General features: G+C 50.3%; 14 protein-coding genes and 1 riboswitch. Of the genes, 4 read left to right on the top strand and 10 right to left on the bottom strand.

The features are described 5' to 3' along the window. Positions 1-43 precede the first annotated feature (43 nt). The 10 genes from ABID13_RS26550 to ABID13_RS26505 all read right to left on the bottom strand — a co-directional run bounded on the left by ABID13_RS26550 (position 44) and on the right by ABID13_RS26505 (position 12096). Positions 44-1222 carry a phosphoribosylaminoimidazolecarboxamide formyltransferase gene (locus tag ABID13_RS26550; protein ID WP_007858103.1) on the bottom strand — a complete coding sequence of 393 codons (1179 nt, stop codon included), beginning with the start codon at positions 1220-1222 and terminating at the stop codon, positions 44-46. Between the two features lie 19 nt (positions 1223-1241). Next, complete coding sequence (locus tag ABID13_RS26545) at positions 1242-1955, bottom strand: IMP cyclohydrolase (RefSeq protein WP_007858104.1); 714 nt, start codon at positions 1953-1955, stop codon at positions 1242-1244. A 106-nt stretch (positions 1956-2061) separates the two neighbouring features. After that, a riboswitch (ZMP/ZTP riboswitch) is annotated at positions 2062-2154 on the bottom strand. A 51-nt stretch (positions 2155-2205) separates the two neighbouring features. Further along, positions 2206-3609: an ABC transporter permease gene (locus ABID13_RS26540; RefSeq protein ID WP_007858111.1), complete on the bottom strand. Its 1404-nt coding sequence runs from the start codon at positions 3607-3609 to the stop codon at positions 2206-2208. Then, positions 3596-5416: a COG1361 S-layer family protein gene (locus ABID13_RS26535; protein ID WP_416387684.1), complete on the bottom strand. Its 1821-nt coding sequence runs from the start codon at positions 5414-5416 to the stop codon at positions 3596-3598. The genes ABID13_RS26540 and ABID13_RS26535 overlap by 14 nt, the downstream gene beginning before the upstream one ends. Next, positions 5409-6194 carry an ABC transporter ATP-binding protein gene (locus ABID13_RS26530; protein WP_117451034.1) on the bottom strand — a complete coding sequence of 262 codons (786 nt, stop codon included), beginning with the start codon at positions 6192-6194 and terminating at the stop codon, positions 5409-5411. The genes ABID13_RS26535 and ABID13_RS26530 overlap by 8 nt, the downstream gene beginning before the upstream one ends. Positions 6195-6522: 328 nt before the next feature. Further along, positions 6523-7923, bottom strand: a complete 1401-nt coding sequence (locus ABID13_RS26525) for a family 4 glycosyl hydrolase (protein WP_048931219.1) — start codon at positions 7921-7923, stop codon at positions 6523-6525. Next, a complete protein-coding gene (locus tag ABID13_RS26520; protein WP_007858117.1) occupies positions 7913-8845 on the bottom strand; it encodes an amidohydrolase family protein in 933 nt (310 codons plus the stop codon). The genes ABID13_RS26525 and ABID13_RS26520 overlap by 11 nt, the downstream gene beginning before the upstream one ends. Before the next feature lie 4 nt (positions 8846-8849). Beyond that, complete coding sequence (locus tag ABID13_RS26515; protein WP_007858118.1) at positions 8850-9695, bottom strand: carbohydrate ABC transporter permease; 846 nt, start codon at positions 9693-9695, stop codon at positions 8850-8852. Positions 9696-9697: 2 nt separating this feature from the next. Continuing rightward, a complete protein-coding gene (locus ABID13_RS26510; protein WP_007858119.1) occupies positions 9698-10591 on the bottom strand; it encodes a carbohydrate ABC transporter permease in 894 nt (297 codons plus the stop codon). Between the two features lie 143 nt (positions 10592-10734). Continuing rightward, positions 10735-12096: an ABC transporter substrate-binding protein gene (locus ABID13_RS26505; protein WP_048931220.1), complete on the bottom strand. Its 1362-nt coding sequence runs from the start codon at positions 12094-12096 to the stop codon at positions 10735-10737. Positions 12097-12299: 203 nt separating this feature from the next. Here ABID13_RS26505 and ABID13_RS26500 point away from each other — a divergent pair, with 203 nt between their 5' ends. From ABID13_RS26500 to ABID13_RS26485, 4 genes are all read left to right on the top strand, one after another. Further along, a complete protein-coding gene (locus ABID13_RS26500) occupies positions 12300-14108 on the top strand; it encodes a sensor histidine kinase (RefSeq protein ID WP_007858131.1) in 1809 nt (602 codons plus the stop codon). After that, positions 14083-15600: a response regulator transcription factor gene (locus tag ABID13_RS26495; RefSeq protein WP_007858133.1), complete on the top strand. Its 1518-nt coding sequence runs from the start codon at positions 14083-14085 to the stop codon at positions 15598-15600. The genes ABID13_RS26500 and ABID13_RS26495 overlap by 26 nt, the downstream gene beginning before the upstream one ends. Before the next feature lie 200 nt (positions 15601-15800). Then, positions 15801-16724, top strand: a complete 924-nt coding sequence (gene pyrB / locus ABID13_RS26490; RefSeq protein ID WP_007858146.1) for an aspartate carbamoyltransferase — start codon at positions 15801-15803, stop codon at positions 16722-16724. Then, entirely contained in the window at positions 16718-17146 is a 429-nt protein-coding gene (locus ABID13_RS26485) for an aspartate carbamoyltransferase regulatory subunit (RefSeq protein ID WP_007858148.1), read from the top strand. Before pyrB ends, ABID13_RS26485 begins: the two co-directional genes overlap by 7 nt. Positions 17147-17267 lie beyond the last annotated feature (121 nt).

The raw sequence follows: 17267 nt of genomic DNA, 5'->3' as shown, positions 1-17267 counted from the left end.
AAAAGAACCGAAGCAGCCGCCCCGGTCCCTTTCCTGTATACTATTAATGATGAAACAGTCTGATTCCTGTAAATGCCATAACCATATGATACTGGTTGCAGGTTTCGATCACCTGATCATCCCGCACCGATCCTCCCGGCTGCGCCACATACTTGACTCCGCTCTTATAGGCCCGGTCAATGTTGTCTCCAAATGGGAAAAAGGCATCTGATCCAAGGGCCACGTCTGTCATGGTATCCAGCCAGGCCCTTTTCTCCTCCTTTGTAAACACAGGCGGTTTGACTTTAAATGTTTTCTCCCATCTGCCGTCAGCCAGTACGTCCATATAATCCTCGCCCATATACACGTCAATGGCATTATCCCTGTCAGCCCGCTTGATGCTGTCCACAAAGGGCAGGTTTAATACCTGGGGAGCCTGGCGCAGATACCAGTTGTCAGCCTTGCTGCCTGCCAGGCGTGTACAGTGGACCCTGGACTGCTGCCCTGCCCCGATACCAATGGCCTGTCCTCCCTTTACATAGCAGACGGAATTGGACTGTGTATATTTTAAGGTGATCAGGGAGATCAAAAGATCCATTTTGGCTGATTCCGGAAGTTCCCTGTTCTTTGTCACAATATCCCGAAGCATGTCGTTGTTGATCTCCAGGTTATTATGGCCCTGTTCAAAGGTGACGCCGTAAATCTGCTTGCGCTCAATGGCAGCCGGCTCATAATCCGGATCGATCTGGATCACATTGTAGTTTCCGTTCTTTTTGGACTTCAGTATCTCCAGCGCCTCAGGTTCATATCCCGGAGCAATGACGCCGTCCGACACTTCCCTCTTGATCATCCTGGCCGTGTCCACATCACACACATCTGACAGGGAAATGAAATCGCCGAAGGAGGACATCCTGTCCGCGCCCCTGGCCCTTGCATAAGCGCTGGCCAGCGGTGACAGGTCACCCATGTCATCCACCCAGTATATCTTTTTCAGTGTATCATCCAGAGGCAGGCCCACTGCGGCACCTGCAGGCGACACATGCTTAAAGGAAGCGGCGGCCGCAAGCCCGGTGGCTTTTTTTAGCTCCTTTACAAGCTGCCAGCCATTGAGGGCATCCATGAAATTGATGTACCCCGGTCTGCCGCTTAGAACAGTAATGGGAAGCTCCCTGTCCCCCTCCATGAATATTCTGGATGGTTTCTGATTAGGATTGCAGCCATACTTCAGTTCCAGTTCTTTCATAACAGTACCTCTCTCCTATTTATTTGTTTTTATTCACGATCCTTGTCTCATAGGCGCCTGATGCGATATCAATGAAGCGGACAAAGAGGGAAACCTTATTGTCCTGATCCAGGCTGTTCCAGATCATGTCCGTAAACTGGTCAATGTTCCCGCTGATCCCCACTGCCTTGGGCTCTCCCTCAAAGCTTGGCAGAGGATCTCCGTCATGCATGTAGGTGTGGATAAAACGTCCCTCTCCTGCCGCCGGAGCCTCATAGGCATAGGTAAAACGCAGGCAGGAATCAGGATTGCCGTTATTGCTCTTTAAAATGGACATGGCATAATTGTAGCCGCCATTTTCAATGTGCATGATACCGGAAATCCTTGGGGTATAGTTGGGGGCATCGGGCTCAAACTCCCTGGAGCGCAGGGACTGTTCAAATGTCATCTGATGGTCCATTCCCTCATAAATGGTGTCTGTCTGGTCACCGTTGGTCACAATGGTCTTGTTGCCCAGAACCCTGACCGGGGCATAAATGATCAGGCTGGGATCCTCCAGCCTGGCCGGATCAAAGGCCTGGGTCCTGATCCCTTCCCCATCCTCTGTGAACACACGGTTACGGCTGTTGGCGCTCCTTCCCATGATAAAGTAGGCGGTTACGGCCTTGCTTCCGTCCTCAGAACGTCCGATGACGATTCCCCGGCCCGGGTAAGCATTGCTTCTCAGTTCCTGTTCCAGCGACATCTGTTTCATAGTAATTCCTCCGTTTGCTTGTGGGTGTACTCTCGGAATTTCCCGGTACACTGTCATTCTTTCTTGTACAATTAAATAAGAGCCGAAACCCTGAGCACGCAAAATACACACGTGCCCAGGCGGTCGGCTCAATCCAACAAAATCCATACTGCGTGCTCCCTGTGGTTCATCCACTTATCCGCCAGTCACACGCCATATTATTACTATATATCTTTTTTGCTAATATTGCAATAGTTTTTTAGAAGTTTTACTAATCATTCCTGATGGCTGCCAGGGGACTCAGCTTCATGGCCCTCATGGCCGGCATAAACCCTGCCGCCATGCCCACGAAAATGGCAAATCCCACTGCTGCAAGAGACAGCCAGGGCGGTATTCTGGAAAGGTTGCCGGTGAGGCCGTTCATCTCCTCCATATTCACAAAGCGGTTGATCACGCCCGATATTCCATAGCTCAGGCCAATGCCGATCACTCCTCCCATAAAACCGATAAAGCCGGATTCAATCAGGAACATGTTCCGTATATTCCCCATATCACATCCCAGCACCTTCATGACGCCGATTTCCTTGGTCCTCTCATAGATAGACATCATCATGGTATTGGCAATGCCGATGGCGGCCACAAACAGGGATACTGCGCCGATTCCTCCCAGCACTGCCTGTATCATCTGGGACTGCTGCTTGGAACTCTCCATCCAATCCATCTGGCTGTTTACCTGAAAGCCCATATCAGCCACTTTGGACTGGACCTCCTTTACATTCTCCATGTCGTCCACATAGATCTGCGCCCTGCTGTACACCAGATAATTCAGGGGTTTTCCCTTTTTGTTGGTAGGCTGTCCCGGGATAGCGGTGCCTTTTTTGAATGCTTTTTTCAGCTGTGCCTTTAAGCCATCTATATCCGTGTACACGCCGTAGGAATAGGAATTCCAGTCCTCCGGCCCGCCTTCCACCTTTCCAATGCCGTTCATCATATATTTCTTGGGAGGTTTTACCTGCGGCTGGCTGTCATCGGAAGAACTCCCAAAACTGCTGGAGGTATTCTTTGACTGGAAGTAGGCATCCATATCAAATATGACAAACAGAGGTTTGTTAAGAAAATCCACATCCGGCAGTTCCCCTGTATCCCAGTATCCTCTTCCTGTCTTGGAATTGTAAAAATCCTGCTGTACCGTATTGCCAAACACCAGCCCCATTTCCCCGGGTTCAGGCATGCGCCCTTCGCCCAAGGGAATCTGCTCCAGAAACTTCTGTCCCACTCCCCGCAGGGTCATGTACTGTGCCTCGTAGGCCCCCTGGCGGATCACCACATTCATATCCAATATGGGGGACACTCCGGTCACATGGCCGATGCGCTGGAATTTGTCGATCACCTCGTCCGTAATATAGGTTGGATCGGAGGATTTGCTTCCGCCGCCGCCCACCATGACAGCGCCTCCGTAATAGCTGCTCCCGGAACCGCCGTACACATCTACGGTGGTCAGGCTGCCCCAGGAGGAAAGCTGTTCCATAAACATCTGGTCAAGACCGATTCCCAGGGATACCATGACCACAATGGAAGCCGTACCAATGATGACCCCCAGCACTGTGAGGACGGTCCTAAGCTTCCTGCGTCTTAAATTGTTAATGCTCATGATCAGAAGATCAGGAAATCTCATCGTCTACATCCTCTTCCTTAGCTGCCCTGCGTTTCTTTCTGATAACCACAACCGCAGTCACACCTGCACCTGCCGCCGCCACTGCTCCTGCAATGATCAGCACCTTATACTTACTCCAGAAGGACGGACTGGCCTGCGCGTCCATGGCTCCTGCCTCCATGTCCATATTCATGTCAAAGGATTCATCCACTTCCTCTGTGATGAACAGGGTCAGTTCCTTTACTACAGGGTCAGCAGCCACACCGTTTTCATCTTCATAGGAAATGGAGATCTTCACCGTGCCGTCATCCATGGTGGGATTGATGCCTGTAAGCATCACGTCCACGTTCCCTGTCTCACCCGGCTTTATGTTGCCCACATATGCGTCCGTGGTTTTGATGGAATCACTTTCAAAGGTGGCCGTCACATTATAGAGGATCACCTTGCCCGTGTTGTTGATCCCAAACATGACATTGGACTCGGAGCCAACGGTCATGCTGTCCGGCATCACGTCAATGGTGCTGGTGCTGAGCTTTGCGTACTGCTTCACAGGTATGTCCACCACAATGCTCTCTTCCGCGTTCTTAAATTCAGGGCTGTCGTACTTTTCCTTGATGGTGATTGCGTAGGAACGCTGGTCCACCCCTGCCCTGGCCGTGAATTTGGCACGTACTTCTGTACTCTGCCCCGCGCCCAGGTCATTGACCACCATGGATGAGGAACCGGATTCCGTTGTGAACACCGCGCTGTCCGATACCTTCTCTGATTCCAGGTTAAAAAGGATATTGCTGGCCGGCACTGAGGTGGATGCGTTCTTCATGTTCAGCACCAGTTCAAACTCATCCCCTGCAAAGATCTGCTCCGGAACCGTATAATAGCTGTCCACAATAAGCCTTGCCTTGGTCCTGTCATTAGCGTCAAAATCCCTCAGGTCATCCTCCTTGTCCTTGGATATGATATGTACATAAAATGTTCCTTCCTCCTTGTGCAGGTCCCCCTCGGAACTGAGGCGGAAGGTAATGGTATATTTGATGGGATAATACCCGCTGTAGGAATCCTTGCGTATGGCCATGCTGTATGAGGCCGACACGGTCTCACCTGACTGTACCCGCTCAAAGGTTCTGTCATAGTTTCCGTCATTGATCTCAAAGGGGAACTTGGTATCATCCTCGGACAGCTGCATGCTGACAGTCACATCCTGGGCCGTGGTGTTGCGCTTGTTGCGGAAATTTACCGTATAGTCCATTACATTGGGGTAGATGCCCCGGGGAGTGGACTGGTTTTCCCCGATCACAAAGTAATTGCCCTCTTTTGTATCCTCCTCGTCATCTGCGCCCGAGGATGTGTCCGTTGAGATCCAGACATTGATATAGTCCGTATCCGAACCGCCGTCCCACTCCAGATAGATGGGAATGCTGTAATATCCCTGCTGGGCATCCCGGCGGACATTGGCTGAAAGGGATACGCTTTTAATATTGCCCTTCTTGATATTTCCCACACTCTTTGCCAGGAACGTGGTTTCCATTATCTCAAACGGGTAATAGTCCACCGTGTAATCGCCGTTGCCCCGCTCCTCAATCTGCTGGAAATCATTGGTCTGCTGAAGGCTTACCTTCAGGTTATTCATATCCTCATCCGTGGCCCTTATGCGGAAGGAAATGGACATGGATTTTCCAATCCTTCCCCTGGGCGCCTTGGTAGTGGAAATATAGTCATTGTCGCTGGCATTGGTGTTATATCCCAGCTGGTAGCTGCTGGCCATTGCATTGGCCGGCAGGGCTGCCGCCATCAGGGCTGTCATCCACAGGATTATCAAGCCTTTACGCATTTTCATCGGTCTCATTGTCACATACTCCCTTTTCTATATGGTTCTCCTCTGCCGGCCTGCCGCCGGTCTCTATGGCCACGATCTTTCCATCCACGATCCTGATCCTTCTGTCCGCATAGGAAGCCAGATTATTATCATGGGTGACCATGACCAGGGTCTGTCCCTGCTCTCTCACAATGGTCTGCATCAGGCGCAGAACCTCCATGGTGGTCCTGGAATCCAGATTACCGGTGGGCTCGTCCGCGAATATGATCTCCGGGCTGACCACCAGCGCCCTGGCTATGCCCACCCTCTGCTGCTGTCCTCCCGACATCTGGTTGGGCATATGTTTTGCCTGGTCCCCCACGCCCACCAGGTCCATGAACTTCTTGGCCCTCTTAAGTCTCTCCCTTTTGGACATGCCGCGGAAGGAGAGCGGAAGGGCCACATTCTCAACCGCATTCATTGTATTCAGCAGGTTGTAAGCCTGGAAAATAAATCCCACCCGCTCACGGCGGAATGTAACCAGCTGTTTTTCCGTCATCTTTTCTATATGTACCCTGCCGATCTCTATCTCACCCTTGGTGGGCTTCTCAAGGCCGGCCAGCATGTTTAAGAGTGTGGATTTGCCAGAACCCGAGGTGCCCACGATTGCTACAAACTCCCCTTTATATATCTCAAAGTCCACGCCGTCCAGCGCCCGGACCTTTGTCTCTCCCACACGGTATATCTTGTACAGGTTCCTCACGCATATGGCGGGTTTCCGGCCGGGAGGCGCCTCACATGCCTGATCTGCCAAAGCAATCTGTTCTGCCTGATCCGCTGCGACAATCTGTTCTGCCTGATCCGCCGCGACAATCTGTTCTGCCTGATCTGCCAAAGCAATGCTCCTTTCCCTGTCCTTAAGCGCGAATGAGTGTTCAAACACGCTCTTACGTTCTGTTTTGTAAAGTATATCACAGGCCCAAGTTCCTGTTCTTTTGGTTTTTCCTTAAAGTTCCTTAATAATTCCTTACTTTAGGTATTGTAAACTGATATGCCTGGAATTGCAAATAAAAATAAACACCCAAAAGGGAGCTGTACACTTTTTATACGTGCAACAGCTCCAAAGCATGCCTCTTATCTGTTTAATTCCAATCCCCGGGAAGGTATTTACGGGTATTTTTTATCATTTCATCCACCAGATTCCCCACATCCTCCTCATTGCACCCTATCCCCTTTACCAGAGGATCGTTCATAAATGCCTGCACTACCTTTTCCCGGTCAGGCTTCAAAGCCGCTTCCATAATCAGCTCATGGTTTTTTAAATGAGGCATGATCAGCGCCCTGACAGGATCCGGCACCTCTCCCGCCACCAGGGGGTATATATGGTCCTTTTCAAACACGGCGTTTGTCTCAACCAGCGCACTGGCTGGAAGATTGGTAATCTGGCATGCTGTGTTGGGGATGTTCACATTGCTGACCACCCTTGTGAGACCACATAATGCCTTGATCAAAAGGATCCCTTCCTCACCTGTGGGCTCCAGCTTGACCTCTTCCTCTCCGGCTGCCAGCCTGCGTCCCTTATCCAGCCGTTCCTGAAGGTCCTTTTTTCTCCACTCCACGGTGGTAAGGCCGAATTTCCATGAGGCTGCGGTTTCAGGATCCTTCAGGTATTCATCCCCGGGCATGAATTCAGCCAGATGCCTGTCACCTGCTGCCGCGATCAGCCCATAGCGGTTAAACAGATCCATCTTGACCCGATTGGCGCATTTAAACGAGGAATTCATCCAGTTCTCACCTTCCACCTGGTAACCCTCTTCAAAGTGAGCGCTGATATAATCCCTGTAAACCGGGAACAGGTCAATGCCCTTATAGGAGGCGCTGGAAAACCATGTAAAATGGTTGATTCCCAGCACATTGACAAATATATCATGCCAGTCGATCCCCCTTTCCCCACAGTACTCCTCGCAGATGCCTTTTAACACCTTCTGGGTACCGAACACCTCATGGCAGCATCCAAACGCCTTGATCTGCGGAAATACATGATAAAGGGTCTTCACACATAAAGACATGGGGTTGGTATAATTGATGACCCATGCCCCGGGCGCATACGCTTTGACCGCCTCTGCGATCTCCACAAACATGGGAATGGTGCGCAGGGCACGGATCATTCCCCCGGGGCCTGCCGTATCCCCCACGGACTGGTAGATGCCAAGTCGTTCAGGAAGATGCACATCTGATTCCATCTCGTCAAATGTCCCCGGCAATATGGATATAACAACAAAATCGCAGCCTGTGAGCGCGTCCTGAAGGGACGTCCTGGTCTCAAACCTCCAGTCCCCCCTTGCATCCTCCCTCTGCATCAGACGGTTTCCGATCACCTCATTGTTCCCGGCCGCCGTCTCATCAATATCATACAGCCGGATGGTGCCGCTGATCTGTTCCTCCAGGGCAAGGTCTGTCATAAACGTCCATGCCCATCCTCTGGAACCTCCGCCAATATATGCGATCTGGATATCCGTTACCTTATTATCTCTATATTTCATATTCTCCTCCTGTCTGCCGGAAATACACATGCTCTGCATTCCGGTACATGATCATTTCTTTCTCCTCCCTGGTCAGTCCATGGCTGTCTGTAATATAGCGGATCAAGTTGGAATAACTGTCCTCCTTCAGCACAGAAGGGATATCTGAACCAAATATGAGCTTGTGGGCACCTGCGATCTCAATCCCATGTCTCAGGTACCGCAGCGCATTGGGGTATGGATAAGCATCCGGCCCGCAGTTGTGGGGAAGGGCCGCAAGGTCAAACCATACGTTGGGCAGGGCCAGCTTCCTAAGCCCCTCCAGTAGCTTATCCTCATCTTTCATGGATACGGCCAGCAGATGGCAGACCACAAACTTCATGCCCGGGTGCCCCGTGATGGCGTTCCTCAGCCGGTCCACCTGCCAGCTCTCACTTTGACATTTGCCTATGTCAATGACAAACACCAGATCGTGCTCATCCGCATAATCATACTCCGCTCTCATGACCTCCCCATCCAGAGGAAGGGTAAAATGGTTGCTCATAAGCCCTGAGCCGGTGCTCACCTCAAACTTCACGATATTGCACCCCAGCTTCTCAAACAGGTGTTCTCGTATCTGTTCCTTGTTCCGGCAGAACGGGTCATAGGAAGCGGCGGCCCTAAAACGCTTTGGATACCGCGCCGCGGCCTGCAGGGAATAAAGGTTCTGGAATCCAAAGTAGTTGCCCTGGAGCAGTACCGCCTTCTCCACTCCGTTCTCATCCATTTTCCCCAAAATGTCCTCGGGCGTCACCACCCCCTGTGAAAATTCCTCAGGCAGCATCTGAAACCGCTCCCCCGAAGCATATTCCGCCATGCCGTTTCCCGAGTACCTGAGTTCACCCCCGGCTCCCGTGCCTGCGATATACTGTACCAGATGTACGTGTGCGTCAATTATCTTCATATCATCACCCCTTTAATCCGGAGGTACTGATGCCCTCCACCAGGTACTTTTGAAAGAACAGGAAGATGAGGATGGACGGCAGGATGGACAGGGTCGCCATCGCAAACATTGCTCCATAATCCGATGAGGAACCCGGATCACAGAAAAGCTTCAGCGCCAGACTGACCGGATACATGCCGGACTTGCTTACATATAAAAGGGCGGAAAGGAAATCGTCCCACCTCCACATAAAGGAGAAAATACAGGCTGTGACCAGGGCCGGCTTGATCAGCGGCAGCATGATGCGCCCAAAGATGCCTGCATAGGAACATCCGTCGATTTTGGCCGCCTCATCCAGTTCTGTGGGGATCCCGCTGATAAAGTTGGAGATCAGGTATACAAAAAAGCCCTGGATCGCAAAAAAGTAGGGAATGGTCAGAGGCAGATAGGAACCGACCCATCCAAGCTTCTGATACCACAGGTACTGGGGAATCATGAGCACCTGGGCCGGGAGCATCATGGACAGCAGCATGGCTGCAAACAGGATACCCCTGCCCCGGAACTTAAACCTTGCAAACCCATAGGCAACCAGGGCGGAGCTTGCCACCGTACCCGCTGTTGCCACAATGGAGATAAAAAGGGAGTTCTTAAAAAATACAGCAAAGGAAATCTTTCCAAACCCTTTCCAGCCCGTGGAATAATTCTTTAGTATGAAGTTTTCCGGGATCAGGCTTCCGGCCGTGGAGAAAATCGTGCTGTTTTCCTTGAAGGAACTCATGATCATCCAAATCAAAGGGTAGATCATGATAATGCCGATCAGGAATACGATGACATGGTATACTATTTTCCTGGCAACTCTCTTCTCTTTCACAATCAGAGCCCTCCTTCATATACCCAGAAACGTTTGGTGGCAAACAGGAACAGGGTGATCAGCCCGATCACCGCCAGCATCACCCATGCAAGCGCTGCACCGTATCCCGTATTGTAGAATTCAAAGGACTGCTTATACATATACACCGTGTATAGCAGGGTGGAGTTCATGGGTTTTCCCTGGGTGATGATGTAGCACTGGGTAAATGCCAGAAATCCGTTGATCATCTGCATCACCAGATTAAAGAATATGGTGGGTGTCAGCAGGGGGAGGGTGATCTTGAAGAATTTCGCCGGACCGCTGGCCCCGTCCACGTCAGCCGCCTCATACAGTGACTGGGGAACCTGTTTCAGGGAGGACAGGAAGATCAGCATGGAGGAGCCAAACTGCCATACCACCAGCAGGATCAGGACCCATATGGCCGTCCTTGTATCGCCCAGCCAGGAAAAATTAGTCTCTATTCCCACCAGTCCCAACAGCTTGTTCACAACCCCATCCATGGCAAACATCCTCTTCCAAAGAATGGAAACAGCCACAGAGCCGCCGATAATGGAGGGAAGGTAATAGGCCGCCCTGTAGAATCCGGACATTTTTGAGTTCTCCAGCAAAAGCATTGCAACGATCAAAGCAAACAAAAGCTTTAGCGGCACGGAGACAAAGGCAAAGAAAAACGTCACTTTCAGCGTTTTAAAAAACGTTTCGTCCCGGAACATGGAGATAAAATTCTTCATGCCTGTAAAAACAGGCGGTGACAGGATATTGTAGTCACAGAACGAATAGTACAATGAGATTCCCATGGGAACGATCATAAACAGCAGGAATCCGATGGTAAAAGGCAGTGTAAACAGTACACCGGCCACGCTTTCCCTGCTGAGCTGCTGTTTTAAAGCTTTCATAGCTACTCCTCTCGTTATAGGCACTTAGCGTCCGTACCTTGGGCGCTTGCCGGGTATAAAAAGAGCGACCGGTTACAGCCGCTCTTTTCAATTGCAGATACTTATTTGCATATACTTATTTGCAGATCCTTATTTGCAGATCCTTAATTTTTCTTGGACTCCATGATCTTTGAACCCTCTGTAAACAGCTGCTGTCCGGCGTCCTCAGCGGTCATCTGGCCGTAGCACACTGATTCCTCCAGTTTGTTGAGAAGATCATTTACCTCGCTGGAACCGTCAGCGGAAGGCGGATTGATCTGTGAGGAATTCTCAGACACCACTTCGTTGATGAACTTGATCACTTCCTGGCTGGTCTCATCCATATTGGGGGAAATGGCATCGGCCACGGAAGCTGACAGCGGGATTCCCCTCTCTCCCAGCAGGATGTTGTTGCACTCAACGGAATTGGTGATAAAATCAAGGACCTTAGCCGCCTCATCCGGGTTTGCACTGTCCTTTGTAATGGCAAAGAACTGGCTTGGCTTTAAGTAATCGGATCTTACCGGATCCGGCGAAGGCCATGTGGTCATACCGATTTCAACGCCTTCAGGTGCAGCGCTTCTGACCGCGGTAAGCTGGTTGGTATAATTGAAGGCACACCAGGACATGGTCTCCGGGCTTGAGCCGTAAACCATGGGGTCCTGTTCCACGGAACCGATGGTCCTTTCAGCAAAGATGGAGGGATCCACTACCCAGCCGTCCCTGATCCCTTCCTCGTAAAGTTTGAAGTAGGATATGTAATCCTCCGCTGTTCCGCCCAGCTTCCCTTCCCCGAACATCACCACATCATTGGCCCGAAGGAAGTATTCGATAAAGTTCTCACCGTTGTTGTAGGCGATATTTGTCTTATAACCAGTCTTTTCCCGGATCTCCCTGCACAGGGTGATGAATTCGTCCATAGTCATATTATCCTTTACCGTGATCCCCGCTTCATCCAGGGCTGTCTTGTTATAGAGCAGGGCCGGGGCATTGATGCCGTTGCAGATCGCATACAGCCCATCTCCCACCTTGCCTGAATTCAGTACATCCTCATTGCAGTTTGACACGTCAATGGTGCCGTTTTCAATATAGGGGGCCAGATCCACCAGCAGGTCATTGTTCACATACTGGGAAATGTATTTGTAATCCATCTGTACAATATCCGGCATGGAATGTCCGGCAGCCGCGGTGGCTAACTTATTCCAGTAATCCGCCCACTCGGAAAACTGTCCGTCAAAGGTCACCCCAGGATTCTGCTCGGAATACAGATCCAGGATCGCCTGGGTGCGCTCATTCCTTACCTGATTTCCCCACCAGGCCATAACCAGCTCACCGCCCTCCGAAGACGGCGCCTGGGCTTCTGTGGAAGCTCCTTCCGCCTTGCTGCCTGCGGCCTGGGTGCCGGAAGTTCCTGAGGAACCGCTGCATGCAGACAGGCCGGCTGCTGCCAGGGTCAACGTGAGCAGGACCGCGATTTTCTTTTTCATGATGTAATACCTCCCTCTTTCTCTGTTGCTTTGATGAACTGATTATAACTTTTTTTCTCAGGCAAACCAATCAAAAAAACCGATATCCATGGTTAAAATTCCGACTTTTTGTGCACTTTAGACGAATACAAGTTCCCCTTGTCCCGTGCCAAAATATGGTATATATTTATTTATGACAAGAATCTGCACCACAGGAGGCGCACATGAACTATCTGAAACGGATCAAAGGAAAATTTGAAGACCTTTCCCTGAAGAATAAACTTCTGGCAATGATCTGCTCCAATGTGCTGCTGATCCTCCTCATTGCCCTGATAGGACTTAAGATTTCCTCCCATGCCTACAACGAGCAGCTGTACAAGGCCATTTCCGGAAACCTATCCTTTTCTTCCCAGACCATAGCCAGCAATCTGAACAGCATCGAGACACTCTCCTCCGTCACCATCTCGGCCTCCGTTATCCAGGATGCCCTGAACCGGATCGACAGCATTGACGATACCATTGTGTGGTCCAACGCCAACCGGGAAATCAGCCAGGTCATCAACAATTACCAGCAGGCTTATAAAAAAGACGGGGTTTTGGCCATCGCACTGTACAACAGGCGGTTTAAAAATGCCACTAATTTTGTGGTGGCCAACAATGCGGACCAGGACCTTGTGAATGGAGCCCTAAAAAAGGCAAGGGAGCGGGAAGGCGCCATTACCTGGACCATTGATCATGAACATAACCTGTACATACTTGGCCGGAGCGTGCGAAAGGCCAACAACCTGGAGCTGAACCATCTGGGCGACCTGCTGGTATTTGTTGACATGGACCGGATCGTCAGTGAAGCCAACCGGGCGGTCACCACCTATGACGATACCAGCTACATCCTGTTTGACCGGGATCAGCTGATCTATGCCTCCTCAGGAATTGACCGGGAAACCGCCTGTCTGCTGAAGGAACAGACCGGTCAGCCCTACAGCATTGTGCGCAGCCACGGACACAGCTACTTTGCGGTAAAGAATACCATTCCCTATTATGGCTGGACCTATATAAACCTTGTCCCCTATGACCAGATCGCCAGCTCCACCACCATGGCCTACCGCCTGATCCTTGGAATGCTTATCATCGGGCTTTTGATCGCCATCGCGTATTCCAGGCGGCTGACCCGCTATATACTAAAAGATTTTGACCTGTTGATCCAGAAAATGGAATTCTTCAGCAGCACAGAGTTGGAAATGCCCAAAGTACAGGTGGATTACAGTCAGCGGACCGATGAGATCAGCCGGCTCCACCAGCATTTTGACACCATGGCCGGGCGGATCCAATACCTGGTCCACAACAATTATGTCAACCAGATTCTCAGCAGGGATGCAAAGCTGAAAGCGCTGGAGGCCCAGATAAACCCACATTTTCTTTACAATACGCTGGAGACCATCAACTGGCGCGCCAAGGCTCTTAAGGATCAGCAGATATCTTCCATGGTGGAATCCCTCGGGACACTGCTGCGCGCCACCTTAAGCAGCAAAAATCCCCTGGTCACCTTAGACTATGAGATCAGCCTGGCCCGCAGTTACATGACCATCCAGAAAATACGTTTTGAGGAACGCCTTGTGTTCCAGACCGACTGCGGCCGGGAACTGGGCGGCGCCCTCATCCTTCCCCTTACCATCCAGCCCCTTCTTGAGAATGCGATCCGCTACGGCATGGAGGAAATGATGGAAACCTGTGAGATCTCAATCAGCGCCCGCAGGAAAGAGATTCCTGAAAGCGGGGAATATGTGCTGATCGTGGAGGTATCCAACGAGGGGTCTGTATTTGAAGAGGGCCTGCTTGAAAAACTCCTGGACGGTACCAGGAATGCCCACGGCTTTGGCATCGGCCTGGTAAACATCCATCAGCGTATCCAGATGCTGTTTGGGGAGGGATACGGCCTGTCCTTTAAGAACCGGGATGAAACAGCGGTTGCAGTCATCACCATACCATACAGAACAGAGGAAAAAGACTATGCTGAAATTAATTATTGCGGATGATGAGCGCATTATCCGGGAGACTATTTCCACCATCATCCACTGGGAAAACTATGATATCGAAGTTGTGGGGCTGTGCAAAAACGGTATGGAAACCTATGACATGATCATGGACGAAAGCCCGGACATTGTGCTCACTGACATCAAAATGCCGGGCATGGACGGATTGGAACTGATCAACAGGGTTTCACGCACAGACCTGAATGTACAGTTCATCATTCTCTCAGGCTACGGTGAATTTGAATATGCCAAGGAGGCCATGAAAAACGGGGTAAAGTATTACCTCTTAAAGCCATGTAACGAAGCCCAGATCATAGAATGCATCGAGCAGTGCAAGCAGGACTGTTACCAGCAAAAGATCATGGAGCGGATCGTGTCTGAGCGGTTCACCGCAGTCAACCGCATGAACCACAATGTGATATTCAGCATCATCAACGACAGCATCTGCCAGAACCGCAGTTTTCCCGAGATCATAAGAGCCTATGAATCCTACATCGACTTCCGGTTTACGGTATACCGGCTGTACTACGTATATTTCCTGCCCTTTAAACACCTGGAGGAGTTCCTGGACGACCTGAGGCTGTTTTGTTGTGAGAACATTTCCTCTGTCATCATCCACGGCATCTATGTCAACAATACCCTGCTGCTGTTTTTCCGGGATTTTGCCGCTAATTATCAGGATTTGGAGCGTTTCATCCGCCAGAGGCACTATCCGGACCAGGCAGTGACCCTGGAAACAGAATCCGTCCTCTACTCCAGCCTGAAACAGCTTCTGGTGGTTGTCTTAAAAAAGATCCGCCGCTTTGGAATGATCTATTACATCAACGACTTCCACCTGCTCTACACCTGCAACTACAATACCCATATCAATGAGCTGGAGCTATTATGCCAGTCCATCCTCGGCCGACAGGAGGGGGCCCTTGGAAAGCTGACCGAACTGATCAAGGATATAAACGATATCACCTTTTTAAAGCAGATCGCCAGCAACCTGTTTATGAAGCTGACCCTGAACAACCCTAAGCGCTCCTCCATTGAGCTCACGGAATGGCTGATGCTGATTGAAAACAGTCAAAGCCTTACAGATCTTAAAAATCTGGTCATTGATAAGGTGAGGGAGATCCTGTGCGAACCCGACACCGGTCAGACGGTCAGCGCCATGACCCGGCAGATCTTTGACTATGTCAGCCAAAATCTTCAGGATGACAACCTGACGTTAAAATATATTTCAGAAAATTATCTCTTTATGAATGTGGACTATGTGAGCAAAAAATTCCTGAAGGAAACAGGAGTCAGATTCTCCAACTATCTGGCTGACATCCGAATCAAAAAAGCCAAACAGCTTCTGGCATCCAGGGGTCTGGATAAGATCCAGACAGTCGCAGAGGAGGTGGGGCTGGGCAACAATCCCCAGTATTTCTCCCAGCTGTTTAAGAAAAAGACAGGAATGACGCCCAGCTCCTACATTGACCGGGTCTGCGGCAGGGCAAACAGATAAATCACGGAATAGGGACTATACTATAAAATTTTTAAAAAGCCATAAATTTTCGCTTGACTTATATCGTATTCTATGTAAGAATATGACGAGGCACAAATCAGTGCCATATCTGGCAGGTTCCGGCTATCGCACTGGTAGAGTGCGAAGTATTTCCCAAAACCAATTTTATTAATAAATTCATAAAGGCAAAGGAGAATCCCATGAGACATTTATTGAATCCCTTAGACTTCTCTGTGGAAGAAATCGATGACCTTCTGGCTCTTGCAAGGGACATTGAGCAGAATCTTCCCCAGTACGCCCACGTATGCGATGGAAAAAAGCTGGCAACTCTTTTCTATGAGCCAAGTACAAGAACGCGTTTAAGTTTTGAAGCCGCTATGCTTTCACTTGGCGGTAATGTATTAGGTTTTTCATCTGCTGATTCCAGTTCTGCTGCCAAGGGTGAAAGTGTTGCCGATACCATCCGCATGATTTCATGTTACGCTGATATCTGTGCGATGCGCCATCCCAAAGAAGGTTCCGCATTCGTTGCAGCCCAGAAGGCCGAGATTCCGGTCATCAATGCGGGTGACGGCGGGCATCAGCATCCCACACAGACCTTAACAGATCTTATGACCATCCGTTCCATGAAGGGACGCCTTGACAACCTGACCATTGGCCTTTGCGGCGATTTAAAGTTCGGCCGTACGGTACACTCTCTCATCCATGCCATGGTCCGTTACCCCAACATCAAATTCATATTGATATCCCCTCCTGAACTCCGGGTTCCTGACAACATCCGCGAAGATGTTCTGATTGCAAACAATGTGGAGTTTGAGGAAGTGGGCAATCTGGACGAGGCCATCGGCTGCCTGGACATCCTTTACATGACGCGTGTTCAGAAGGAGCGTTTCTTCAACGAGGAGGATTATATAAGATTAAAGGACTGCTATATCCTGGACAAGAAGAAAATGAAGCTGGCCAAGGAAGACATGTATGTACTCCATCCCCTTCCCAGGGTAAATGAAATTTCCGTGGAAGTGGATGACGACCCAAGAGCTGCTTACTTTAAGCAGGCCCGGTACGGCGTATATGTGCGTATGGCCCTGATCATGAGATTACTGGAGGTGGAAAAGCCATGTTAAATATCAGCGGATTAAAAGAAGGCATTGTCCTGGACCACATTGAGGCCGGAAAGAGCCTGGACATCTACTATCACCTGGGGCTGGACAAGCTGGAGTGTCAGGTGGCGATCATCAAGAATGCCCGCAGCAACAAGATGGGCCGCAAGGACATCATCAAGATCGAAGGCGGACTGGACACCGTGGACTTAAAGGTGCTGGGCTATATCGACCACACGATCACAGTGAACATTATCAAGAATGATAAGATCGTGGAGAAAAGAGCATTAAGGCTTCCCCACAAGATCACCAATGTGGTCCAGTGCAAGAATCCAAGATGCATCACATCCATTGAGCAGGAACTTCCCCATATCTTCTATCTGGCCGATGAAAAGACAGAGACATACCGGTGCCAGTACTGCGAGGAGAAATACAGCGGGAATTAATTTTTGCCCTGACATACCGGGCAAAAAAGGGGCTGTCGGGAAATAGATGGTTCCGAACAGGGGCAGGCGTGACTCATGCGAGTCACGCCTGCCCCTGAAATTTATCCACTAAAAAGAAAAA

Origin of the sequence: Enterocloster citroniae (assembly GCF_040545455.1) — a bacterium.
Lineage (GTDB): Bacteria > Bacillota > Clostridia > Lachnospirales > Lachnospiraceae > Enterocloster > Enterocloster citroniae.
The sequence above is the reverse complement of the archived record's forward strand: the minus strand, read 5'-3'. Positions and strand labels throughout refer to the sequence as shown.